This is a genomic window from Limibacillus sp. MBR-115 (genome assembly GCF_040549425.1).
Classification (GTDB): Bacteria; Pseudomonadota; Alphaproteobacteria; order Kiloniellales; family CECT-8803; genus Limibacillus; species Limibacillus halophilus.
In genome coordinates this window covers 735,458-759,123 of record NZ_JBEPTJ010000001.1, presented here as the reverse complement: position 1 = coordinate 759,123, position 23,666 = coordinate 735,458, and the positions used below count along the sequence as shown (strand labels likewise).

The window sequence follows — 23,666 nt, the reverse complement described above, 5'->3', positions numbered from 1 at the left end:
AATTCCTATCGTGTAGTCGGGGAAGGGGAAGTATCGGCGGTGGCCCCGTTTCGCTCGATGTCGTGCAGCAGCCCGCCACGGCGCGTGTAAACGAACCAGGTGATGACCACGCAAGTGACGTAAAAGGCCATGAAACCCCAAAGCGCGAGGGATGGTCCGCCCGTAAGGGCGATGGAGCTGCCGTAAGCCTTGGGGATGAAGAATGCGCCGTAGGCGGCGATGGCCGAGGTGAAGCCTATGATCGCGGCAGACTCCTTCTCCGCCTGCCGGATGCGCTCCTGGGTCGACAGGCTCGGCATCAGGCGGCCCATCTCGCTCCTCATGATGACAGGGATCATCTGGAAGGTGGAAGCATTGCCGATGCCGGTTGCCAGGAAGAGCACCATGAACATCGCGAAGAACCCCCAGAACGCGCCTGGTTGATCCTTGATGCCCAAGAAGTAGAGCACGCCCGCTACCGCGGCGATCATCAGCAGGAAAACCCAAAGCGTGACCCGCGCACCGCCGAAACGGTCCGCGATCCAGCCGGTTGCAGCCCGTGAAAGTGCGCCGATCAGGGGGCCGAGGAACACGTATTGCAGGGAATCGACTTCCGGAAACTGCGTCCTGGCCAGCAAGGGAAATCCCGCTGAATAACCGATGAATGAACCGAAGGTTCCAGTGTAGAGCCAGCACATGATCCAGTTATGCCTGCGCGAAAAGATCACGGATTGCTCTTTGAAGGACGCCATGGCCGAGGCGATATCGTTCATACCCAACCACGCAGCGACGGTGGCGACGATCAGGAAAGGCACCCAGATGAAGCCGGCGTTTTGCAGCCAAAGCCTTTCGGCATCGCTGGTCATCTGCGGCTCGCCGCCGATAACGCCGAACACGCCGGCCGTGATGACGATGGGCACGAGAAACTGCATGACACTGACACCGGCGTTCCCGAGCCCGGCGTTCAAAGCCAGCGCGTTGCCCTTCTGGCTTTTCGGGAAGAAGAAACTGATGTTCGCCATGGAGGAGGCGAAGTTTCCGCCGCCGAAGCCGCAAAGCAGAGCCAGGATCAGGAAAATCAGATAGGGCGTATCCGGGTTGCGCACGGCGTAGCCGATACCGAATGCCGGGATCAGGAGCGAGGCGGTGGTGAGTGTGGTCCAGAGCCTGCCGCCAAAAATTGGCACCATGAAGGAGTAGAAAATCCGCAGCGTGGCGCCGGAAACACCCGGTAGTGCCGCCAGCCAGAACAGCTGGTCCGTGGTATAGGTGAAACCGACGGCGGGCAGTTTCGCGACGACGACGCTCCAGACCATCCAGATCGCAAACGACAGCAAGAGGCAGGGTATGGAAATCCACAGATTCCGTTGAGCGATGCGCCGTCCGGTGCTTTCCCAGAATGCCGCGTCGTCAGGCCGCCAGTCCTCGATGAGTGCGCTTGGTCCTTTCGCGTGCTCTGGTTTGTGTATGGGTTGCATTTCGGGAAGCTCTGGGAGCGAACCAAGCTCTTGCTCAAGGGCTGCCCGTTCCATGCGGCGAACTGCGAAGTGCATCCACAGCAAGGACACTGCGGCGACCGCGAAGAGCAGCATGAAACAGCTCGTCCAGATGCCCGTGAGGTCATTGACCACGCCGAAGGTTATGGGCAGCACGAAGCCGCCAAGACCGCCGATCATGCCGACGAGTCCCCCCACCGAACCGACGTGTTTGGGATAGTAGACCGGAATGTGCTTGTAGACGGCGGCCTTGCCCAGGGACATAAAGAAACCGAGGACGAAAATCGTGATGACGAAGGGGATCAGTCCCATCTCGGTGGAAAAGCTGATCGGCCCTTCGATGCCGTGGATGGTGTAGTCCGTCTTCGGATAGGACAGCATGAAGGTGCAGAGAATCGATATGCCGAAGGTCCAGTACATGACCTTGCGCGCGCCGTACCTGTCGGAAAGGTGCCCGCCGTAAGCGCGAAAAAGGCTGGCCGGCACCGAGTAGAAGGCTGCCAGGATACCCGCCGTCTTGATATCCAGGTCATAAACACCGACCAAATAACGCGGAAGCCATAACGCCAGCGCTACAAAAGCCCCGAAAACGAAGAAGTAATAAAGCGCGAAGCGCCAGACCTGCAGGTTTTTCAAAGGCTCCAGCGCCAGGAGGGTGCTCGGTGGCCGCTCATGCCTGGCGCGCCGCGCCGCCGTGACGGGGTCCTCCTTGGTGAAGAAGTAGAAAAGCGCGGCGGCAACCAAGAGCGCTACGGAATAGACCTGCGCCGTCGTCTCCCAGCCGAAAGCCACCAACAGAAATGGCGCGCCGAAATTGGTGATCGCCGCGCCCACGTTGCCGACACCGAATATACCCAGCGCGGTCCCTTGCTTTTCTTGAGGGTACCATTTGGTGACGTAGGCAACGCCGACGGCGAAGGCCCCGCCAGCCAATCCCACACCCAACGCCGCCAGCAGGAACATCGGATAGGTTTCGACCGATGACAGCAGCCAGGCCGCGGCGGCCGAACAGACCATGACCAAGACAAAGACAAGCCGCCCGCCATACTGGTCGGTCCAGATGCCAAGGAAAATGCGGCTCAAAGACCCTGTGAGTATCGGGGTGGCAACCAGCAGCCCAAACTCTGTCTCGGAAAGTCCGAGGTCTTGTTTGATACGCACACCGATGATGGAAAAGAGCGTCCAAACTGCAAAGCAGACCGCAAAGGCAAAGGTGCTCATGCCGAGCGCGGTGACCTCCGGTCCAGTAGATCTTTTCGTGTGAACGTCTGACACTGCGCAGCCTCCTGCCGAGCCTCATAAGCGGGATGAGCCTTCGTGGCTCGCTGTGCAGATTGCGTCGATTATTGGAAGGGCGCTTTGACGTATATCAAAAACCAAAAACTTATTTTTGGGGGTGCATGCAAGCAACTTAGCGCCAATTGTGCTGCGGTCCGCTAGGCCAGGAACCGGGCCGGTTCCTGGCCGCTCAAGGACTGGCGGTAGGTCGAGAGTAGATGCAGGGCCGGCAACAAACAAAGCCCACCAGAATGATAATCTGGCGGGCATCTTGCGGTCTGGAGGTCTTGCCTCGAGAGTTCCTGCTTGGCCAGGGAGAATGCGGCCCGGTCTTTGATCTAGGATAAGCCTGCAAGGCTCCGGGCCGCTCTAGTGTCTCTTACCGCTCACACCTAAGATAGCTCCCCGCTTAGTTTGAAAGCGCTTTATGCCGTTGCAGGGTCAGGTTGGACGCCGCTGATACGAACTCAGAACTCGTCGGAAAGCTTTTCCAGACAAGCCGTCGCAACGTATCGGTTGGCTTCACTCGAGCCCGGCATGGTGGCCCAACCTGCCTCCATCAAGATGCCCCGACGCTGATAGCTACTGGCTTCCTTGAGCTTCAAGAAAGTTTGGCTCGCGAGGGGGTCCATCTTGGACAGTTGAACGCAAACCGGCACCAAGGCGGTGACGACTTCTGCTTGTGCCATGTCCGAGGCCATTTTGTTGGCGGAACCTTCAGTCAACCAACCGCCCCAGGAAAATCCAACGATGGCGAGCGCAGTGGCGCCCGCGGCGGCGCCTACTAAACCTGGCTTAAGCCATTCAGGCATGTCCATTTTTCTATTCCTTATGATGTGCAATAATTGAAAAGCATTGAGATCTTGATATGGTAGTAAAAATGTAAAAAACAACCAGTTTCATCATAATATTTGTAATAAAATTATTTGTCGAAATAATGTAATAGAAAAACGTTATGGCGATACAAATATATATAATATGATCCTTTGAAATAATTATAAGATTTTTTATTGGACTAATGTTGGGCAGCTAATCAGACTGTAAAGGAAATTGCTTTGAAACTGCCGCGGTAGCAAAGGCGGGCTTGTCCTTCCAGTTCGTGTTTTTCGCTAGCGAAGCGGTGATGCATTTGGGGTACAGAAGAAAGGCGTGACGCATGAAATTGCGGTGCGGAATACACTATGCTCATCCGGTACGGATACGACATCACGGTTAATTGCCAGCAGGCCACCCCGATGGTCTGCCTGATGGCTGTGCATGATGAGCGCGCCAGCGACATTCGGTCACCTGAAGTGGTCGTCACCAATCCGCACGTTCAGACTCGCACTTACCGAGATCTGTTTGGAAATATTTGTCGCCGATTCCTGGCGCCGGCAGGCGATTTTTCGATCTGGAGCGATGGCACGATAGAAGATGACGGTATCTGTGACCCGATCCGGTCAGAGGCGAAGGAAATACCGGTTGCAGATCTGCCTGACGGATGCCTGCTCTATTTGATGGGCAGTCGCTATTGTGAAACCGATAGATTAAGCCAAATCGCTTGGGATTTGTTTCAAAACGTCAGCCCGGGATGGGCTCGTGTTCAGGCGATTTGTGATTTTGTGCATCAGCATATCGCGTTTGGATACCAGGACGCGCGCGCTACAAGAACCGCCCTCGACGCTTATCAAGAGCGGGTTGGTGTATGCCGAGATTATGCACACCTGGCGATCGCGCTCTGTAGATGCATGAACATTCCTGCGCGATATGTGAATGGATACCTCGGAGATATCGGCGTTCCCATAGTTGACCCGGCGGACTTCAGTGCGTGGATTGAAGTGTTTTTGGACGGCCGCTGGATGGTCTTCGATCCTCGCAACAATGTGCCGCGCATCGGCAGGATCGTTGTCGCGCGTGGGCGCGATGCTGCCGACATCCCCCTGATCAACTCGTTCGGCCCGCATGTCATGAAATCATTCCGTGTTTGGACTTATGACGTCACTGAGCTGACAGTTGAGGCGTGAGCCTTTAACGATAAGAGAAGCATCGAGAGAGTTCCAACTCCTGCTCAGCTTCCCGGGCTGGTGGAAATTGAGAGAATGCCTGCGGCGGCATGCCGCGTTACCCTATCTCCAGCTAAATACTGCAAGTCATTTCACGATTCTGGACGGCGAACGTCGACGCTCTAATAATAAAGACAGACTAAACACAAACTATTTATTTACATTAAGAATCTGCTTATTAATAAACAGCGCTCATTGAAAAAATAAAAATAACCACCATATAAATATTTAGCAAGATATCATGCTTGCGTTTACCAGGAGACTTTTCACATGTCATTCAAGAACTTCTCAATGGCGCAAGATCACACGAAGAAACCGCAGGCAGATGGTCAATCCAAGGCCCCATCAAAGACCGAACAGTCGGCTAAGGCTTCGGACGCGGGCACCTCGACTGAGCCCGCCCCGGCTTCCAAATCATAACGGGCAGCCAGACAACTTTTTGTTTCCGCATTCTTCTAAGACCCCCTGTTTCGTGGGTGAGGTGAATGCGGAAACGGCGGTCTTTCTCGGCGGGCTGTTGACGTTCGATATTGATTGGTGGGGTGCAGGCGGTGGCTTGTAAGTTTACGGGAGCACAAGATGATGAAATCACAGCAGAATCTGGCGTTTGACAAAACGCCTCTTCGCAGCGAGCGGAGAAACCGAAAATGCCTGAGGTGTCGCACAGAATTTAACAGCGAATGGGTTGGCGAAAGAATTTGTACCCGCTGTAAGTCGTCCAATGCTTGGCGTTCGGGCGTTCCGGTAACTTTCCGGCCGTCTGGGAAGTGATGGCTTCGTCGTGAAGGACCAATGCCATTTATTTACCGGCGCCTCTTTGATGTTCAAGATTCTACAAGAGTCCGGGAAAGTGCAATCTCGGCCTGTAGCTCTTCCTGCCCTCTGGTTACCAGTGGGACTGATCGCTCGGTAACAAAGGCTGCAGATTCTAGTGTTCTCCCGATTCTTCGGCTGATACAAAGCGGCTCCGTGGTTAGGCCTCGTAGCCGGCGGTGTGGATAGCGTCGAGGGCGCAAGTATCAGGAAGCGAAGGATGCAGGTATGATTAGCAAGCGCGAGTTCTTCATTGATGGAAGGTGGGTCACTCCCGCCAAGCCCCACGACTTGGAGGTCATCAACCCCTCGAATGAGGAACCCTGCGCGGTGATCTCGTTGGGCGGACAGTCGGATACGGACGCGGCAGTGGCCGCCGCCCGGCGCGCCTTTGCGAGCTGGTCCATGACCGCGAAGGAAGAGCGCTTGGCCTTGGTCGAGCGGATTCTTGAACTCTACAATGCGCGGGCCGAAGAGATGGCACAGGCCATAAGTTTGGAGATGGGGGCGCCGATTGAACTTGCGCGAACCCAACAGGCGCCGGCGGGAAGCTGGCACATAAAGAACTTTCTGCGTGCCGCTAAGACCTTTTCGTTTGAGCGGATGCTGGGCGACCATGCCCCCAATGATCGCATCCTTTATGAGCCGGTTGGCGTGTGTGGCTTGATCACTCCCTGGAACTGGCCAATGAACCAAGTCACGCTAAAGGTCATTCCTGCGCTGTTGACGGGCTGCACGATGGTCTTGAAGCCTTCCGAAATCGCGCCGTTGTCGTCATTGCTTTTTGCCGAGATCGTGGCGCAGGCGGGCACTCCGGCGGGTGTATTCAACCTCGTGAACGGCGACGGTCCGGGCGTTGGCACCCAGCTCTCGACCCACCCGGACGTCGACATGATATCCTTCACCGGGTCGGCGCGCGCCGGCACGGCAATATCCAAGAATGCGGCCGATACGCTCAAGCGTGTACATCTGGAACTAGGTGGCAAGGGCGCGAATATAGTCTTCCCCGATGCCGACGAAAAAGCGGTCAAGCGCGGGGCGCTGCATTGCTTCAATAACAGCGGTCAATCCTGCAATGCGCCGACCCGGATGCTCGTCCAGCGTGATCACTACGACCAAGCAGTGGAGATCGCGCGTGCCGTTGCCGACGCCATGCCTGTCGGCCCGTCCAATGAGCAAGGTCGGCACATGGGCCCTGTGGTCAGCCAGATGCAATTCGACAAGATTCAAGGCCTAATTCAGAAGGGCATCGACGAAGGGGCGCGGCTCGTGGCCGGAGGGCCCGGCCGACCGGAAGGTTTCAACCGCGGTTACTTCGTCCGTCCAACGGTGTTCGCCGACGTGTCCAACGATATGACCATTGCTCGTGAGGAAATCTTTGGCCCGGTGCTGTCGATCCTGCCGTTCGAGACCGAGGAGGAGGCGATCGCCATCGCCAACGACACGACCTATGGCCTGACCAACTACGTGCAGAGCCAGAACAGCGAAACGCGGCAGCGGGTCGCCAGACGTTTGCGCTCGGGCATGGTCGAGATGAACGGTCAGCCACGCGGCGCGGGAAGCCCCTTTGGCGGTATGAAGGCATCGGGCAATGGACGTGAAGGCGGCGTTTGGGGGCTCGAAGACTTCCTTGAGGTAAAGGCTGTTAGCGGCTGGTGAGTTGGTCGCCGACCTGGGTGAGAGCAGCGCTGCCCCGTTCGTCTAGGGGGCGACGAAGCAGTCGACCCCTTGTGCCCGAAGCGTATCGCAGCGTTCGCCCGCCAAGGCCGCACTCATGAAAGGCCCGGCACGAAGTCGATGGAAGACGCCACGACCTTCGATATCCCTGGTGTCGATGATAATCTCCAGATCACCAAACAGGCCCGGAAATGTTTCGGCTAGGCGTTTACCCTCGGCCTGGGCGACATTTTGATCGCGATAGGCACCTAGCTGAAACCAGTAGCCGGAACGCGCCGCCTGCGTGTTGGGGATAGGAGCAGGCGAGGGGTCGCTAGTGCTCGCAGCCTCGTTGTTTGGTGTTTGCTTTGCGGGCGCGGTCGTTGCCACCGGGGGCGCGGCTTTGGGTGCTTTCGCGGACAGTTGGTCAGCGATCTGGTTAGCCGTTGCAGCCCGATCGGGTTGTCCGGCGGCCATGTAAGCCTCGGCCAGCGCGCGCATTGCCTCTGCGGATTGAGGCGCTTTGCGAACAGCTGATTCGCAGAACACTACGGCGAGTTGTGCCTCGTTCCGATCCAAGGCTTGTCTGCATTGTTCCAGCACCAGTTGTTCATAGCTGGTCTGTGCGGCCAGCGGTGGGGCGATGGCAATAAAAAGCAGGCAAATCCAGGATACTTTTATCAGCCGTTGTATCCTGGATTGCATCCTTGCCTCAGCCCTGATTCCAAATACTTACGATTAGTTGCGCCGCCTACCGCGCACCCTTTGGATTCTAACACCGGACCACCGATCTCGGTAGGCCTTGGTTGGCGTCAGAAGCCTAACTCGACCCCGAACGTCAAGCGGGTAGCGTCTTGAAATTGACCGAACAGGCCGGAACGGTCGCCATAAAAGAGGTCCGCGCCTAACTTGAGAATCACATCAGAGCGCCATTCGTAGTTTAGGTCTGCCTGTAAGACGCCGTCGCCATCATTGAGGCTTTGAATAATCAACAAGCTGGCGCGGCCGCGATCGTTCAGAAACTGCTGGTCTAAGCGTATTGTTGCCTGACTTTCAACACGGTCTCGAAGAAATCCCGTATCGTATTCCGTCAGTAAGCTTTGAAAGAACTGAGTACTGATGAGTAAATCGGCATCCACGCTGTAATCGAGGGCAGCGACATATCCCAGTTCCCCGGACCGGGCGATTCCGTCGCTGTCATCCGGATCATTCGACAGGAAGAATCTGTCGGTTGAATAGCCGAGTTCGCCCCGCAATGTGAAATCACCAAAGGCATTGGCGAATGTTCCGCCGACCAGATGGGTTCGTTCGTATCGCGGTGTGATCGTGATACCTCCTGCGTCTCGCGTCTGATAGAGGACCGCTTGGTCGTGATAGTGGTAAAGATAATTGAGGGTCAGGTCCCATCCGCCCAGGAAGGCGGACACCCGACCTCCGATATCCGAATCGGCGACTGTGCGGTTTGGTCGGTTTGGCGGTTCAACAGTTACCGGAACACCCGGTGGTGCTGCTGGAACGACCAGTGGCGAGGTGAAGGCGAATGTCCCGTTTGCTTGGGGCGGTTGGTCGTACGTTTGGTCGGGAATCCAGATAAACTGACTCGCGATAGGACCAACAGGCGCTTCGATACTCAGGGTCCACAACGGTATGCGCCGGTCTTCGAAATCCGGCAGGATGAACTCTCGAAAGTCAAAAGGATTGACGATGTCGAGGACGCGCAAACCATCGGCTTGCCCCCAGACCGTTTGCTGCTTTCCAACCCGGAGCAAGCTGTTTCCGATACTGGTGTCGAGATATAGCTCCCGCAGCTCCAGGTCGTCGTAATCGCTCGTGAAGTAACGGCGCGACAGGGACGAGCGATTGTCGTTGAGCGACGTTGGTCGGCCTGGTTCGAGTTTGTCGATTGGGTCGAACCGCAGGTGACCCAGCGCGGTCAGGCGAAGATTATCGTTGAAGTCGACTGTTAGCTCGGGTTTCAAGATAAAGTCCCACTTCTGCAACTTCCCGTCGCTAAGGTCCACGGCGGCGGCGCTCTCAAAAAGCCCGCGTAGCTCGATCTGTTTCACGCCGGTCTCCTGGGCTAGCAGGGTTGTGGCCGAAACGGTCGTCATAACGCAGACCATCAGCAAGAGAACGTGCCGCGGATACGGAGCGGATGCCTGCAATCCCGGCATGTTGCTAGAACCCTCTCTTGAGCAGGCTTTGCTCAAATCGTTGGTCGGCAACGGGGGAGCTGTAGTCGACGTTGGAGAAGGCGAAGTTCGTGCGATGGCCGGTTTTATGATTCACGGCCTGTATTCTCAAGGCTGTCCAAATGCCATCAATCTGTTCGACCTGCGGCAAGGTGATCGTTTTCAGATGATTGCCGTTGGTATCCCAAAACTCCGTCTTGCGTGACATCCAGATCGTCGGATCCACCCTCCAGAGCACGCGGCTGTAGCCCAGCTCTTTTGCCACGTCTTCATCGACAGGCAAACCTTCGACAACAATGGTCGGGTTGCCTGCGACATCCTCCCAGCCAACGCTGCTGAAGGCGTAGTCGGAGAGTTCCAGCTTGTTTTCCTTCTTGATCTCCTCGTATGTGAAGTCGGTGCCCAGGAAGTAGTCACCGCGATTGGAAGCGGATATGCGCCGAACCTTTCTGAGCGCCGGCAGGTAAAGCCACTGATCGTCGTCCACCTCCGCGTCAGGGTAGTCGTAGGTCAGAAAGGCCGTTCCTTTGATGTTGGTTGGGTTGACGTAGAAAATGACCGTCCGCTTTTCGGCCCCGTAGTACTTTCGGAAGGCTTTGGTCTCCTGCACACGCGTCGTGCCGGAGCGATCCGTGAGTTCCATTCTCAGGTCACGCGTAACCCAAGGGCCTTCGTTTCGAGCGACGACCTGCTCCATGACTTTCGTTCCGTCGGGCAGTTCCTCGGCGGCGGCATGAAGTGCGAGCACGCTGGCGAGGCTGCCGACCAGAAGCAGCAATCCGGTGCGCGCTGTCTTACGGCGTACCCAAGCCGCCTGGTCGCTCAAGGTCGGTTGCCTTCCGAGGAACGACGGCCTGGCAAGCTTTACGATTGCGGGAAGCAGAGTCATCGAGGCCAGGAAGGCTGTCGAAACCGCCACTGCGACGAGAGAGCCAAAGCGCACCAGGGGGGGTACGTCACTTGTGATCAGAATGGCAAACCCGAGGGCGACCGCGGCAAAGTTGTAGAACAGCGCACGGCCCGTTTCCGGGTATAGCTTCAGCAACGTCTGATCGGTCAACCCCTCCGCCTGCACAAGGGTTTTCAAGCGGTCCAGCGAGTGAATGGCGAAGTCGATGCCAAGGCCAATGGCGATAGAGGCGAACATGGATGTGCCTACACCCAACCAGACGCCGCCGAAACCCATCACGGCATAGACGATCAGGACCGCAAGGCCTATCGGCAGTATGCAAATTACCGCGGCTACGGGAGATCGGAACACAATGGCTGCCATGGCGGTCACCGCCAGCAGCGCCAGGAGGACGCTGCTGGCGTGGTTGTCGGCGATGTTCTTGATCCAGTGGTAATTGACGTTGATGCGCCCTGTCACCGTACCGACGATGCCGGGTGAATTGAACGAGTCGGTTAGGTATGCCTCGACCGCGTTTACCAGCAAGCGGTTGCTCGAGTGGACGCCAGTGCTCACATTCGCGCGGACAAGGGCGTTCTGATAGTTGGAATCCACTTCCTCCTCGAAGTCGGTGGGATCGGCGGAGGCGGAATAAAGTAGGAAGAGTTGGGAAATGAGGAGGGGGTCGTCCGGAACCACATAGAATTCTTTGCGGTTTTCGTTCACCGCCCGATTCATCTGCTTGATGTAATCGACAAGCGATGTCGTACCGCCGACCTGTGGCAGGGTTTCCAGGAATCGCTGCAGCTGCTCAATTTTCCTTAGATTTTCGGGACGATGCAGGCCCTCCGGATTGGGTGTTTCAACGACGATATCAAGGTAATAGGTGCCGTCCATCGACCGGTTGATGGCCTTGTCCGCCTGATAGATCGGTTCCGAGGGATGGAAGTTTTCGATCTGCTGGTCTTCAACAATGACCCGTGCTGCCCCCAGGGCGCCAGCGACGGCGACTAAAACGCCGAGTGCGACAACTCTTTTTGGATTAGCCAGGACCAAGCGACCGAAGGCCAACATGAGACGGCTGGCGAAATCGCCCTGCCGTTGGGCTGATCTTGGGCGGAAGGGCCGGCTTATGCGCTGGCTGGGCCAGAGCGTCAGCGCGGCCGGAAGAAACGTCATCGAATAGGCCCAGGCCACCGCGACACCCAAGGCGCCGAATAAACCGAAGGCGCGCATGGGCGGCATGTCCGATGCCGCCGCCAGGGCGAGGAATCCCGCAATGGTCGTCAAGGTCGTCAGGGTCACCGGGCGCCACATTGCCGCCATGGCTCGGGTGACGATCTCGCGTTTGGGCGCTGTCGGCCGCGCCCGCTGTTCCTCGTAGTACTGGCTCAGGATGTGGATCGAATCTGCAACGGCGATGCCAATCAGATTGACGATCAAGGCGTTGGTGATCACATAGAAGCGCACGCCGAAGGCGGCCATCGTGCCGAAGGTAAAGGCCGCCGTCGCCAGTACGATAATGTTTGGCAGCAGCGCGCCTCTCACGCTCAGGAAGGTCACCACGAGGACAAGAGTGATGATTAGGCCGGCGAGTGGATTCAGGCGCTGCGCGTCACGGTCTATGTAGGTCGCCAAGTAGCCCGCGACGGCTCCTTCGCCTGCTACATAGACCTGATCCAAACCGCCGAGAGGAGCGTCATCAAGAAGGTTAAGGATGACATCATAGGTTTCCTGGGCCTGCTCCTCATCGACCAATTCCACGACAATGAGCGTGGCCGTGCCATCTCGGGCGACAAGGTTTCCCCGATACAACGGGAAATCGTCAATGGCCGCACGAATCTCATCGGCGCGCGCTTGTGTTCCAAGGGGAGCGGCGAATCCTTCCGCATCTTCCTCGAAAAAATCCTCGACCAGCATCCCGTCGTCGGTGCCGACGATGTTACTCTCAGTCGCGATGCTAAACACCCTCTCGGGATCGACATTCGCGGTGCCTTCGATTTTCTCGGTGAGCCATGCCACCAGTTCAAGACTGGTGGGGTTGAAAACCCCGGTTTCTCCACGGTTGACCACCGCCAGCACGATAGGATCGCGCAAGCCGAAGGTTTCCTTGACTTTGTTTCGATAGATTAGCGCCGGGTTCTGTGGGTCAATGAAAGCATCGGCCCCGGTATCCTTGATGATCTTGGGAACGAACGCGCCCGCGGCAGCGATCGCCAAGAAGCTGAAAACAAGGATCGGCCACCGGAACCCAGTGAGATGCCAGAATATTCTTTGCAGGGTGTTTATCCGGGTCATTCGATCGTTCCTGATTTGTATCTACACATATTAAAATGTAACTACACATGTAGACTCACAGCAGAACTGGCTTATGCAGTCGAGATAATCTCCGACAACAGCGCCTTTGCCTCGATCCAGCGGCCCTTGCCCAATTTGCGTACAAGTTGATCCTGGGCTTGTCGCCAAACAGGCAGGGCGGCGGCCAGTTTCTCCTCACCCAACGGTGTCAATTGCATGCTACGGGCCCGGCGATAGCCTTCAGGCCCAATGGTCGCCAGCCCCTGCTTCTCCAGCAGTTGCAGATTGCGTGTCAGCGTCGTGCGTTCCATGGCAAGCGATTCGGCGAGTTCGGATATCGAATCAGGGATACCGTGTTTGATCGCGACCAACAGCGTGAACTGCGTGACCTTAAGGCCCAGAGGCCGTAGGGCTTCATCGTAGGTGCGGGTCACCTTGCGGGCGGCCATACGGGTCCGAAACACGGCGCATTCCTGCTCGACCACCGCCACGGTCACTTCTTTCTTGGTCATTCGCTCATCCTCTTTTATAAATAATGTATCTACACATGTTATCTGAATTGTCAAGGAACCGCCACGTTGCTGCTTCCCACTTTGGGAGCTATGCGTCCAACGGATTGGCAGCGTTCTAGAGTTGAAGGTTTGCCTGATCGGTAAGATATGCCAGACGCTTGCGGGCCCTTTCGACGGCATCCCTTTCCAAGTCGGCGAAAATGAGAGCAGGGCTATGTTTCGCGGTTGCGAGCTCCAACCCGTCGGGCCCGACAATCCGGCTGCCTCCAAAGTAGCGAAGTTCTTTCTCTATGCCTGCGAAATTGGCATAGGCCAGATAGATGCCGTTCTCGAAGGCGCGGGCCGGTATGACTTTCTCGGCGACCACCGACCATTCCTCTGCAAGTGCGGTGGGCGCCAGGATAAGCTCTGCGCCGGCCAGCGCTGCGGCGCGCGCGGTTTCGGGAAACTCAACGTCGTAACAGATCAACATAGCCACACGCCAACCCGCGAAAGTGCAAAGCGTCAAGCCGTGGTGGCTGTCGAAATAGAGCTTTTCATAAGCGCTCGGGAGGGCAAGCTTGCGGTGATTGGCAAGCAGATTGCCCTCGGCATCGACCAAGGCGACTGCATTGTAGAGCCTATCTCCGGCGGCTTCGGGATACCCGTAGGCGACCGCGACGCCCCAGCGCCGGGTTAGCTCTTGGACGCCTCGAAAAAAGGGACCGTCGCTGGGCTCCGCGCGGTCGCGTATCGCCGCGCCCGCATTATAGCCGCACAAATAGAGTTCCGGACAAAGCAGGAGTTGCGTTTCCGTTTGAGCAGCCTGCTCGATTGCCGATTCGAGTCGTTCCAACTTTCGGGCCGGCGCATCGTAAGCCGCATCGGGTTGTAATACTGCGATCCGAAGGTTGTGCATGATCATTGGGCCTCAGACAACCAATAGGCGGCGAGGGTAGTCGGTCAGGTAATCGCAGCCCGTTTCCGTCACGACCACGGAATCGCCAATGCGGCCCCCGCAGGAACCATCGACGGAAATGCCGCCATCGACGGCGAAGGTCATGCCCGGTTGAAGGATTGTCTTGTCGCCTTCCTTCAACTCCGGGGCTTCCAGATAAGCCACCCCGATCGATCGCCCTGTGCGGTAACCGGTTTTATAGCCCCGCTCCCGGTAGACCTCGTTGGCTGCGAAAGCGATCTCCTCGGCAAGGACGCCGGGGCGGATTGCGGCGATGGCGGCCTGCTGTGCATCGATTGCGGCCTGTTGGACCCGTGCGGCCTCATCGCCCACCTCGCCAATGTGGAACATGCGGTCGAAGCCCAGCTTGTATTGTTTGAACTGGGCCATGTTGCAAAAACAGAAGTAGACCGGGTCGCCGCGGCGGTAGGTCTTTACGCTGGCGCGACGATGAACCATAGAGGTATCGCTACCGCTCTGCAGTATCTGCAGATTGTGGATCATCGGCGACACAAAGGCCTCCCAGCCCTTGGCAGTCAAAAACCCTGCGGCTGCGCGTGTCCCGGCGTTGATGACCGCCAGCGCGGACTCATACTCGGGCAAGCCTTCCTTCAGGGACCCTTCCGCCGCACGCATCATGTCTCCGGCGATACGGCCCGCCTGTCGCATGACGTCGATTTCCTCCGGTGCCTTGATCATGCGCTGTGCGCCCAGAATCTGAGAGATATCGTGCAAGGGCACACTGGGATAACGTTCGTCAAGGAAGGCGCGCGCGACTGCTGGCAGGCTCATGCTCTCGACCCAGATTTTCTCCGGTGCGCTACCAAGGGTCTCGTTGAGCACCCGGGTCCAGTTGTTTTGGCCAAAATCCTCCCATGGCCGGATGTCGCTCACCCAAGTCATGGCCGAGACCATTTCGCTTTCCATCAGTGGCGTGATCACCGTGGGTTCGCCTTCGGGACGCAGGATCAGGAAAGTCGGACGGCCAAACTCGATACCCAAGTACCCCCAGAACCCCGCCAGATAGGCTATGGAGCTTTCATCGGTGAAAAGGGCGAGATTGATACCTGCTTCCTTCATGCGGCTTTGCAGTTCAACCGTCCGGCGTTTCGCGTGGTCAAGCATCCGCTATCCCTCCTGTTTCGCGCGGGGGCGGGATCGCAGTCACATTACGCGCTGCGTTTCCGCAGGTGATAGGATTTAGGCCGGGTTAGGTTGTGGTAGCCAATCTCCGACAAGGCCCCGCCACGGCCGGTGTTTTTGCAACCTGTCCAGCAGAGCGCAGGGTCCAGATAGTCTGCCCGGTTCATCATCACGGTGCCGGTTTCGATCCTTGCCCCGATGCGCGCGGCGCGAACCGGGTCACTGGTCCAGAGCGACGCCGTAAGACCGAACTCACAGTCGTTCATCAGGGCTATGGCTTCCTCATCGTCTTTGACCCTCATGATCCCAACAACCGGGCCGAAGCTCTCGTCACGCATCACGCGCATGTCATGGGTGACGTTGACCAGGACTTGAGGCATCAGATAGGTGCCGCCATCGTCCTCCGGAAAAAGCGTCGGGTCGACCAATGGCGTTGCTCCGGCCGCTATGGCCTCCGCCGTCTGCGCGCGAACCTCGGATGCGAAGCGCGCGTTGGCCATCGGCCCCAGGGTGGTTTCCTGCACCAGGGGATTGCCGAGTTTCAACTTCCTGGCCCAGGCCGCGGCCTTTTCGACGAAGGCATCATAAAGTGTATCGGTTACGTAGATGCGTTCGATACCACAGCAGCACTGCCCTGCATTGTAGAGCGCGCCATCCATCAAGACGTCGACGGCCCAGTCGAGGTTTGCGTCTTCCATGACATAGCCTGGATCCTTGCCGCCAAGTTCCAACCCCAGACCGGTGAAAGTACCCGCAGCAGCGCGCTCGATCGCGCGGCCGCCGCCGACGGAGCCGGTGAAGTTGATAAAATTGAAGCTCCCCGCGGCAATCAGTGCTTCGGTTCCTTCGTGGTCAAGGAAAAGGTTGATGAAGAGGTCGTCCGGGAACCCGGATTCGGCAAAGGCACAGACGATCCGCTCTCCCACCAGCAACGTCTGGGTCGCATGCTTCAAGACGACGGCGTTTCCAGCGATCAGTGCGGGGACAATAGTATTGATGGCGGTTAGGTAGGGATAATTCCAAGGCGCGATGACCAATACGACCCCTTGCGGCTCCCGCTCAATCCTCCGTTCGAAGGTCTCGGATTCCTCGACGACCATGGGCGCCAGCGCGCGGGCCGCGATCTTCGCCATGTAGTCGGCTCGCTCGTTCACGCCACCGAACTCACCGCCATAACGCACCGGACGCCCCATCATATGGGCCAGTTCCGGGACGACCTCGTCGGACATGCTGTTCAATTGGCGAACCCCTGCCTGCACCAAGGCGATACGTTCCTCAAGCGGCCGTCCGGCCCAAGCTTTCTGGGCGGCGCGCGCGCGGGCAACGGACGCGGCGGCCTCTGCCGGTGAGGCGACGGGACGCTCCGCAAAAACCGAACCGTCGATCGGCGAGATGCATTTCAGGGTCTTGCTCATTGTCTTATGATTCCCGCTGTTGATGCTGTAATCCCGGGCGCTGGACGTGGAAGAAGGTCCGCGCACTTCTCCGCAGCCTATGCCGGATTGCGGGCTGGCGGCAAGGTAGGCTGCGGTGGCGCGCTGCGGTTAATTAGGCCGTCTCCTCATCGTCCAGCAGGAAGGCTTCGAACTGAAAAGGCTTGGTGGCGATAGCGCGCCAGTTCTGCACGACCTCCGGGTCGAAAACGGTCAGGAAGTGCCACCACCACTCAATCTCTTCGGTAACATCATCGAGCCATTGCGCATCGAGGTCTTCGTTATGGTGCCGCATTTCCTTGGTGCAGCGCTTCGCCAGCACCCGTGCCGTGTGCTTGAAGGCAGCGCATTTGTCGAAGAAGACCTTCGTGGTTCGCGCAAATTCCGCCCGCTCTTCCGGCGGCAGAGGGCGCCCTTTCCGGATTGAGGATATCAAGCGGGTGATTTGCTCTTTGGTAAAACGTTCATCCATTCGCTTTTCCAGCTACCAGAGTGGATCGGAAAATAGAGTAACGTTTCAAATGTTTCGCCAATGTAATGATTTGTCGTGCAGTGAGGACATGCCAGCCGTCAGATTTAGATCCTTCATGGTGCCAGGTTGGCGGGTTATCCTCGGGGTCAGATAGTGTGGGAAAGCGCAATTGCAGGGAGTATCGGTGGCAATGGCTCTGAGTGATTCTGAGATGGAGACTTACAACAGGGATGGACTCGTAATTCCGAACTTCCGGTTATCCGAAGAAGCTCTTTTGCGCATCGGCGGGGCCTACGACCGCCTCTTGGAATCCCATAAGGATGATCCGAAATTTTCGCCCGATTTTATTCTGGGTCCTCACTTGCAGTCCGGTGGGTACGGCGTCAAAGGCGACCCCGAGTGGCTGCGCATCGCCACGCGGCCGGAGATACTGGACATGGTCGAACAGGTCATGGGCCCGGATATCATCCTTTGGGGCGTTACGATCTTTGGTAAACCGGCGGGGCAGGGTAAAGCCACGCCCTGGCATCAAGACGGCGACTACTACCCCATCGAGCCGCTGGAGACCTGCACGGTTTGGATATCCTTGGACGGGTCTTATCCGGAAAACGGCTGTATGCGCTTCATTCCCGGATCGCATCGGGAACGGAAGGTCTTCAAGCATCACTGGGAAGAACGACCGGACTACACACTGGCGCAGGTCATTGACGAGGATCAGGTGGACCTAGCTTCTGCCCGCGACATCGTCTTGGAGCCGGGGCAGGTTTCCCTGCACGATGTCTATCTGGTGCACGGCTCCAATGCGAACACCTCCGATCGTCGTCGCATGGGCCTGGTCCTACGTTTCATGCCGGGCAGTTCCTATTACAATCACGCCGGGGGCCAGTCGACCGAGCAGGCGGGATCGGCGCACGGCTACTCCAAGCGCGCTCTCTTTCTGGTGCGCGGCGAGGACCGCACGGGCCGCAACGACTTCACGCTTGGGCATTGAGCTGTCCGGTGCTTGATCCAGTCACCAACCCTCTGTTCGGCGACGGCTTACCCTCCGGCAAGGTAGCGCTGGAGTCAGGCCGAAAGCGCAGCCGGGAAGTTCAAGTGGGCGCCAGTGCCTTCCTCGATCACTACGGCGTCGATTGCGAGATAACCTACAAGCGCCAGGCAATTGCCGAGGGGCGCATCATGCAACATGCGCAGATCGGCTTCCGTGACCCGGCATTGAGCCGAGAGGCTTGGACCGCGATTGCGCGTGCGGTCGAAGCCGAAGGAGGACGGGTTGATCGGTATGGCATTTGTCTCGATTGGTCGATGGGTTACCCGCTTGCCGAGCGCGCGCATCGCGGCAAGGGCACAGGGCTGATACTGGAGGGTGCCGAAGCCTTTCGCGCCTTGACGGCGGCTGGTCCCGTTGCACCCCACTTCGGTGATTTCGTGATTGGGCTTCCCGCTGCGCTGGAGAACACCACGTTCGCGTTGCAGGCCGGGGCGACGGCTATCGGTAACTTGGGTCAGTATTTTACCTTCCGCATGCCAGGTTGGGCTGAGGATGTAGCGACCACCCAGGCGACCGTCGAAGCTTTGGCGCTCTGCGCCGCTCAACCTGTCCCAATCCTGATTCATTCCAATCTGGACGACGGCTTTGCCGCGCTCTTCACGGACCTGGCCTGCGCCTTCGGGGCGGTACTGCTGGAACGCTACATTGTCGAGGACCTGATCGGCGGTGTTATCGGTCACTGTTACGGCCATACTTTTTCCGATCCCCTGGCGCGTCTGGCCTTTCAAAGGGCGCTGGCGTGGGATCGCGACATTCCCGGCACGATGGTCTACGGCAACACGACGCTTTACCGCGAGGCCGTACCCGCTGCGATCAATCAGGCGAAGCTGGGCAGTTACCTGACGATTGATATGGTGGCTCAGGTCTTGCTGCCCAGCGGGCACGCGGTGACGCCCATACCCGTAACCGAAGCCGATCGCATTCCCGACATCGGCGAGGTGATCGACGCGCAACTTCATGCCGTCGGATTGGCGCCGCGCGCTGCCGCCCTCGCCGATCTATTCGATATTGCCGCCGCCGAGGCGCAAACGGCTTTACTGCTGGAGGCGGGCGGTCGATTCAAGCAGCGTGTTCTCGACGGGCTTCAAACCGCCGGTGTTGCCATCGACGATCCTTTGCACCTGTTGTTGGCACTCCGCCGGATTGGTGCGCGTCGCTTGGAGGAACTTTACGGCCCGGGTGAGGCGGATCCGGCGGTGTTGCGCGGCAGGCGGCCGGTGATCGAGGCTTCCCCGGTGCGTGAGTTGCGCGATCAGGCGGAGGCCGTGACGGCCTGTCTCAGCGATACCGAGCGGGACGCGCTTTCAGCGGCGAATCTGTGTGTCTGCATCGCCTCCAGCGATGTGCATGAGTACGGCAAGATGCTGTTGGCTGAGACGCTCCGGCGCAGCGGAATTCGGACCTTGGACGCCGGTGTGCATGCCGAGCCGGAGGCACTGGCCGCGCTTGCGGCGAAGGAAGGCGCGAGTGCGTTGGCCATCAGCACCTACAATGGTGTGGCGCTTGATTATCTGCGCAGCGTGAAGGCGGCATTTGAGGCCGCCGGGCTCTCGATTCCCATCTTTATCGGCGGCAAGCTGAATCAGATTCCCAAGGATAGCAATTCGGCCTTGCCGCAGGATGTGAGCGGCCAGCTCCGGACCCTGGGCGCCGTCCCCTGCCGACGGGTGGAGGACATGCTACGGACGTTGGCCAAGGGACTCTGATAGCGGATTGGGACCGCCTGCTGCCAACCTTGTTGGCGAGCCGGAAATCAGCCAGCGTGGTTCCTGGAGAAGAAAAAAGACAGGCTGCAAGGTTGGGTCGGTGATCTGGAAGGTGAATTGAGCGGCCGCGCCGGAATCGACACCGCCGTCGATAAAGCTGATCCGGTCAAGCGGTTCGTCGAGTTGGTGCCAGATATTGAAGCTGTCGGATTCAAGCTTGCGCTCCGAACCTGCCATTTGCCCAAATGAGAGACCGTCGCCATAGGGGCTGGGTGTGTTCTCCTCCTCACGCAGTTCCATATCGAATGCCGACCATGCGCGCTCCGTCCGGTTGATGACGACCTTGATCACTGACAGGTTCAAAGTTGAAGTCATACCGGATTTGCCCCTGTGCAAATCCAGCGTGTCACTGTCTGCGCGAATCACCAGGAGTACCGGTCCAAAGTCGGTTATCTCCTCGACAATCACCAGGGGATCCAGCTTGTGTCCGCTTCCCGACACGGACAGCAAATTGAAGCCGCCGCGTTCGTCGCTGAAGGTGAAGCCGGCGGCGCGAAAGCTTTCGCCTGCTGCACCCCTACCCGACGAGAGGAGGCCGCAAAACAGGAGCGTCATGACGGCAAGGCTTCTCATGGAATGCCCCCCGGTTTGGTTGCGCCATGCGGGCGCCTTTCTGTCCACCGGTTACTATGCACCGCGATGCCGCCTGCTGCCAGAGGCGTCGGTTCAAGGATCGATCATGTTTCTGTTGAGGAGTGTTTGGACGAAGTGCCATTCGTCGAGGCCGGGAGTGATGGCCGGGTGGTAAAGCAGCTTGAGGGCGGCTAGGGCCTTGGCCTGTTCCTCCGGGGTTACGGGGCCCTCCTTAAAGAAGAATGCCTCGGTCGGGTGCAGCCCCAGCGTCACCATCAGCGCGCGAAAGAGGCAGTGTTCCACCGTCGGCTCCCCCAGGCGATGAAAGATGCCTATGCGGCCCTGATGCACCCGGTATTTTTCGGCGGGCGGCATTTCACCCTCTCCAGTCCAGGCATTCTCCGTGGCATGGAACGCTGGATGGGCGCTGCAGCCCTGCGCAACCATGCGCTCGCCGATCTTGCCCGACAGGAACGGATTCCAGGCGCCGCCGCGATGTTTTGGCTTCCACTCCTTCAAGGCGGAATAGACGCTGATCTCCGCATTGGTTTCGGGGTCCCCAGGCGGCGTATCGTCACCGATTGCCAGATAAGCTTCGGGCAGTGCAGGTACCGCTTCGCGGATATGGCTGTAGAAGTCCAGCACATAGGTGTTGCCAAATTCACCACTACCGGCTCCCCAAATCCCTACCGGTCGCCCATCGAAGCGCCGAGTGACGAGGCCAAACCGCTCCGGGTCGGTGAGGGGAATGTCGTCTTCTGTTCCCTCTTGAAAGAAGAAGCGCTTGAGATCGGCGCGGGTCAGGCGGGGCAGTGTCTGCACCCTGCCTGACCCGCTAGAGGTCTCTGCCCCAGAACCCTCAGGTCCCAAAACCTCAGGTCCCAGTATCGCGGGCCAGGGTGCAACCGGGGCCGGGGCCGGGTCGATCTCATCGGGCGGCAGGTAGCTGCCGTAACCATCGTCGGTGAAGTGCCTCCAGAAAAAGGGGATGTCATCGATGGTCACAAGGAACATGATGAAGAGCGTGCGGTAGATTCCCTTGCGGGTGGGGCGAAATATCTCCCAGAACAGGTGCATTCTAGCATTCCTACAAAAATACTATTTTCTTTGCAACTGGAAAGAGATAAGAACTTACTTCTTATTGATGATGATCTCCACCAGATCAGGAGAGACGCTGAGGATCTGTCCCAAGAGCTCCAGGTCCTCTAGATTACCCACGACGTCGATCGCCTTTTGTGGGTCCTCGCGCAGCAAACGCGGCAGGTCGTCCAGGCTGCCATCCGCCAGCATCTGCTGCAGGCCAGCGACCGTCCCATCGGTCAGCCCGCCGAAAACAGCCCCCTTTGCAAAACCGCCAGCGGCTCTCGTCACCATCCGTGGAACATTGGGAAAGGCCTTCGCACCCTCTAGCGCCCCGGTTGCTACACCGCCGATCAAACTCCCCTCTTTTATCGCCTCGCCGACCTGGAAGACCTGATCCAATACCTCCCGGCCATTGCGGGCCTCCACCAAGGCCGCCAAGCCGTGGCCGACTTCCAGTTGGATCAAGGTCTTGGACTTCTCCGTCAGGGTCTCCTGCGCTGTTGCGGCTTCTTTTGCAGCATCGCTTTGCTGGTCTTTCAGTTCGCGCAGTTCCTGACGTTCGCCCGCAGTCAGGGTCCCGTCAAACTTCTTCTGTTCCAAGGCGGCGATGGGTGCGGCCAGAGTATCTAGCGCCGCATTCTTCTCCTCCAGCGTTTTGGCCAGCTTGGGAAGGTCTGAGGCATCCTCACTTCGCTTGTTATAAAAGCCCTTTGCCGCGTCATTCAATTCTCCCCTGGTTTCGGCCTGCTGGCGTAATTCGCCCAGCCGCCCGGCGGCTTCTCCAGCCTTTGCCGGATCGCCGAAGGACGATTGTTCCAGGGTCCGCGCACCGGCGGCCACAAGCCCCTTGTTGAACTGCTCGTGGATCGGATCCTCTGCACCAAAAGCCGTTCTGGCCTGGGCCTGAGCCTCCTTCACGGAAGTATCACCCGTTTCAAACTGTTTCAGAATGTCGTCCCGAGCCATTACCCGGGCCTTACCCAGGTTGCGTTGAGCCTCCTCAATGTCCTTCGCTACGGCCTGTTGACGTTGGGGTCGCATCGCAGGGTCGTCACGCTCCTCAGCCGACTGTTCCAGGATCGCGCGTTGGCGCTGGCGTTGGCGCTCCAAATCAGCCTGCGCCCGCTCTACGTCTTCGAGGTTACGGCGGGTTGCATCGTTGAAAGGTTGCAGGTTGCTCTCGCGTTCTCGCGCATCGGCCTGGGCTGGTGCCTCGTTGCGTGTGGCATCAAAGTCAGGGGACGATGACCGCGACGGCACGGAGGTTTCACGGATTTGCTTCTCGCGGGCGAAGTCGGTTTCCATCTCGCCCAGGTCTTCCTCCATGATGGCCAGACCCTTGCGCTCCAGTCCGTCGTTGGAGGCCGCCCTGCGGCCGCGCAAGGCCGTCATGCCTTCGTCCAGGAGCTTGCCGGTGGCCGCGAACTCCGCCTCGTCGGTCTGGCTCAGCCCCTGCCGGAAGGCGGTCTTGCGGGCCAGGCGTTCGCGGCTGTTCGGGGTAAAGCGCGCACCGGCGTCCTTGGCCAGGCCCGAGAGGATGCCGGGCTGCGCGCCGCCCTCCCGCAGGCCCCGGCCCGGCGTCAGGTTAAGCGGGTTGCTGGAGCGCTCCTGACCCTCACCCTGAGGAGAGGCCGGATCGAAAAGCAAAGCCCCGCGGGGCCCGAAGGCAAAGCCGTCACGGGCCAGCGCCCGGCGCTGCTCTTCGCCGATGCGGTCCTGGGGCGCGCGGGCCTTGTCCAGCAACTGGCGGTTCATCTTGAGGGACAGATCGGCAGGGCTACCCTGTTCCGCACCCAGAGCGTCGCCGCGCTCGAGCGCCTGCATGACCTCGGGCGTGCGGCCCCGCGTGCCATCCGCCCGCTTGGGCTGCGCCAGCGCCTGGCCCAGGGTCTTCTCAGCCCGCTGCCGGCGCGTCTCCTCCTCCGCCATGAAGGCGGCCAGAAACTCTTTCATAGTCATACGATCCTTGTCGCTTGTCGGGGAAAGGCCGCAGTTTCAGCAGCCCGCATGGTATTACGGCCGACAAACTACAAGAAAAGACGACAACAAAACC

The 23,666-nt window shown here is 58.5% G+C and carries 17 protein-coding genes; 4 read left to right on the top strand and 13 right to left on the bottom strand.

Translation table 11 applies throughout. The annotated features are described in order from the left end of the window. Positions 1-5: 5 nt before the first annotated feature. Positions 6-2,750 carry an MFS transporter gene (locus tag ABIE63_RS03560; protein ID WP_354502842.1) on the bottom strand — a complete coding sequence of 915 codons (2,745 nt, stop codon included), beginning with the start codon at positions 2,748-2,750 and terminating at the stop codon, positions 6-8. 470 nt (positions 2,751-3,220) lie between these two features. Continuing rightward, a complete protein-coding gene (locus ABIE63_RS03555; protein WP_354502840.1) occupies positions 3,221-3,565 on the bottom strand; it encodes a hypothetical protein in 345 nt (114 codons plus the stop codon). 369 nt (positions 3,566-3,934) lie between these two features. On the opposite strand from ABIE63_RS03555, the gene ABIE63_RS03550 reads away from it, so the two are divergent. Then, positions 3,935-4,756 (top strand): transglutaminase family protein, encoded by an 822-nt coding sequence (locus ABIE63_RS03550; protein ID WP_354502838.1) that lies wholly within the window; start codon positions 3,935-3,937, stop codon positions 4,754-4,756. 1,080 nt (positions 4,757-5,836) lie between these two features. Further along, entirely contained in the window at positions 5,837-7,267 is a 1,431-nt protein-coding gene (locus ABIE63_RS03545; RefSeq protein WP_354502836.1) for an aldehyde dehydrogenase family protein, read from the top strand. 42 nt (positions 7,268-7,309) lie between these two features. On the opposite strand, the gene ABIE63_RS03540 is transcribed toward ABIE63_RS03545, so the two are convergent. The 8 genes from ABIE63_RS03540 to ABIE63_RS03505 form a co-directional block, all read right to left on the bottom strand. Next, positions 7,310-7,969, bottom strand: a complete 660-nt coding sequence (locus ABIE63_RS03540; protein ID WP_354502834.1) for an SPOR domain-containing protein — start codon at positions 7,967-7,969, stop codon at positions 7,310-7,312. Between the two features lie 107 nt (positions 7,970-8,076). Continuing rightward, a complete protein-coding gene (locus tag ABIE63_RS03535) occupies positions 8,077-9,330 on the bottom strand; it encodes a DUF1302 family protein (protein WP_354502832.1) in 1,254 nt (417 codons plus the stop codon). A 112-nt stretch (positions 9,331-9,442) separates the two neighbouring features. After that, complete coding sequence (locus tag ABIE63_RS03530; protein WP_354502830.1) at positions 9,443-12,643, bottom strand: outer membrane lipoprotein-sorting protein; 3,201 nt, start codon at positions 12,641-12,643, stop codon at positions 9,443-9,445. Positions 12,644-12,714: 71 nt separating this feature from the next. Beyond that, positions 12,715-13,155 (bottom strand): MarR family winged helix-turn-helix transcriptional regulator, encoded by a 441-nt coding sequence (locus ABIE63_RS03525; protein ID WP_354502828.1) that lies wholly within the window; start codon positions 13,153-13,155, stop codon positions 12,715-12,717. Positions 13,156-13,270: 115 nt separating this feature from the next. Continuing rightward, on the bottom strand, positions 13,271-14,059 hold the full coding sequence (locus tag ABIE63_RS03520) for a carbon-nitrogen hydrolase family protein (protein ID WP_354502826.1): 789 nt from the start codon (positions 14,057-14,059) through the stop codon (positions 13,271-13,273). 6 nt (positions 14,060-14,065) lie between these two features. Continuing rightward, entirely contained in the window at positions 14,066-15,217 is a 1,152-nt protein-coding gene (locus ABIE63_RS03515) for a Xaa-Pro peptidase family protein (protein WP_354502824.1), read from the bottom strand. Between the two features lie 44 nt (positions 15,218-15,261). Then, entirely contained in the window at positions 15,262-16,650 is a 1,389-nt protein-coding gene (locus ABIE63_RS03510) for an aldehyde dehydrogenase family protein (protein WP_354502822.1), read from the bottom strand. A gap of 133 nt (positions 16,651-16,783) precedes the next feature. Then, positions 16,784-17,140: a hypothetical protein gene (locus ABIE63_RS03505; protein ID WP_354502820.1), complete on the bottom strand. Its 357-nt coding sequence runs from the start codon at positions 17,138-17,140 to the stop codon at positions 16,784-16,786. A gap of 190 nt (positions 17,141-17,330) precedes the next feature. Between ABIE63_RS03505 and ABIE63_RS03500 the strand changes: the two genes are divergently transcribed. Together ABIE63_RS03500 and ABIE63_RS03495 are read left to right on the top strand one after the other, a co-directional pair. Continuing rightward, the gene (locus tag ABIE63_RS03500; protein WP_183417608.1) at positions 17,331-18,131 is read left to right on the top strand and encodes a phytanoyl-CoA dioxygenase family protein; all 801 of its coding nucleotides are present in this window, start codon (positions 17,331-17,333) and stop codon (positions 18,129-18,131) included. An 8-nt stretch (positions 18,132-18,139) separates the two neighbouring features. Further along, on the top strand, positions 18,140-19,897 hold the full coding sequence (locus ABIE63_RS03495; protein ID WP_354502818.1) for a cobalamin-dependent protein: 1,758 nt from the start codon (positions 18,140-18,142) through the stop codon (positions 19,895-19,897). Here the strand turns inward: ABIE63_RS03495 and ABIE63_RS03490 are convergent. From ABIE63_RS03490 to ABIE63_RS03480, 3 genes are all read right to left on the bottom strand, one after another. Beyond that, positions 19,871-20,530: a hypothetical protein gene (locus tag ABIE63_RS03490; RefSeq protein WP_354502816.1), complete on the bottom strand. Its 660-nt coding sequence runs from the start codon at positions 20,528-20,530 to the stop codon at positions 19,871-19,873. The genes ABIE63_RS03495 and ABIE63_RS03490 overlap by 27 nt on opposite strands. A 93-nt stretch (positions 20,531-20,623) precedes the next feature. After that, on the bottom strand, positions 20,624-21,607 hold the full coding sequence (locus tag ABIE63_RS03485) for a hypothetical protein (RefSeq protein WP_354502814.1): 984 nt from the start codon (positions 21,605-21,607) through the stop codon (positions 20,624-20,626). 54 nt (positions 21,608-21,661) lie between these two features. After that, a complete protein-coding gene (locus ABIE63_RS03480) occupies positions 21,662-23,566 on the bottom strand; it encodes a hypothetical protein (protein WP_354502812.1) in 1,905 nt (634 codons plus the stop codon). Positions 23,567-23,666 lie beyond the last annotated feature (100 nt).

Coding starts and splice junctions, on each gene's coding strand:
- ABIE63_RS03555 (WP_354502840.1), bottom strand. CDS start 3,565: ATGCCTGAATGGCTTAAGCCAGGTTTAGTAGGCGCCGCCGCGGGCGCC.
- ABIE63_RS03550 (WP_354502838.1), top strand. CDS start 3,935: ATGCTCATCCGGTACGGATACGACATCACGGTTAATTGCCAGCAGGCC.
- ABIE63_RS03545 (WP_354502836.1), top strand. CDS start 5,837: ATGATTAGCAAGCGCGAGTTCTTCATTGATGGAAGGTGGGTCACTCCC.
- ABIE63_RS03540 (WP_354502834.1), bottom strand. CDS start 7,969: ATGCAATCCAGGATACAACGGCTGATAAAAGTATCCTGGATTTGCCTG.
- ABIE63_RS03530 (WP_354502830.1), bottom strand. CDS start 12,643: ATGACCCGGATAAACACCCTGCAAAGAATATTCTGGCATCTCACTGGG.
- ABIE63_RS03525 (WP_354502828.1), bottom strand. CDS start 13,155: ATGACCAAGAAAGAAGTGACCGTGGCGGTGGTCGAGCAGGAATGCGCC.
- ABIE63_RS03520 (WP_354502826.1), bottom strand. CDS start 14,059: ATGATCATGCACAACCTTCGGATCGCAGTATTACAACCCGATGCGGCT.
- ABIE63_RS03515 (WP_354502824.1), bottom strand. CDS start 15,217: ATGCTTGACCACGCGAAACGCCGGACGGTTGAACTGCAAAGCCGCATG.
- ABIE63_RS03510 (WP_354502822.1), bottom strand. CDS start 16,650: ATGAGCAAGACCCTGAAATGCATCTCGCCGATCGACGGTTCGGTTTTT.
- ABIE63_RS03505 (WP_354502820.1), bottom strand. CDS start 17,140: ATGGATGAACGTTTTACCAAAGAGCAAATCACCCGCTTGATATCCTCA.
- ABIE63_RS03500 (WP_183417608.1), top strand. CDS start 17,331: ATGGCTCTGAGTGATTCTGAGATGGAGACTTACAACAGGGATGGACTC.
- ABIE63_RS03490 (WP_354502816.1), bottom strand. CDS start 20,530: ATGAGAAGCCTTGCCGTCATGACGCTCCTGTTTTGCGGCCTCCTCTCG.
- ABIE63_RS03485 (WP_354502814.1), bottom strand. CDS start 21,607: ATGCACCTGTTCTGGGAGATATTTCGCCCCACCCGCAAGGGAATCTAC.
- ABIE63_RS03480 (WP_354502812.1), bottom strand. CDS start 23,566: ATGAAAGAGTTTCTGGCCGCCTTCATGGCGGAGGAGGAGACGCGCCGG.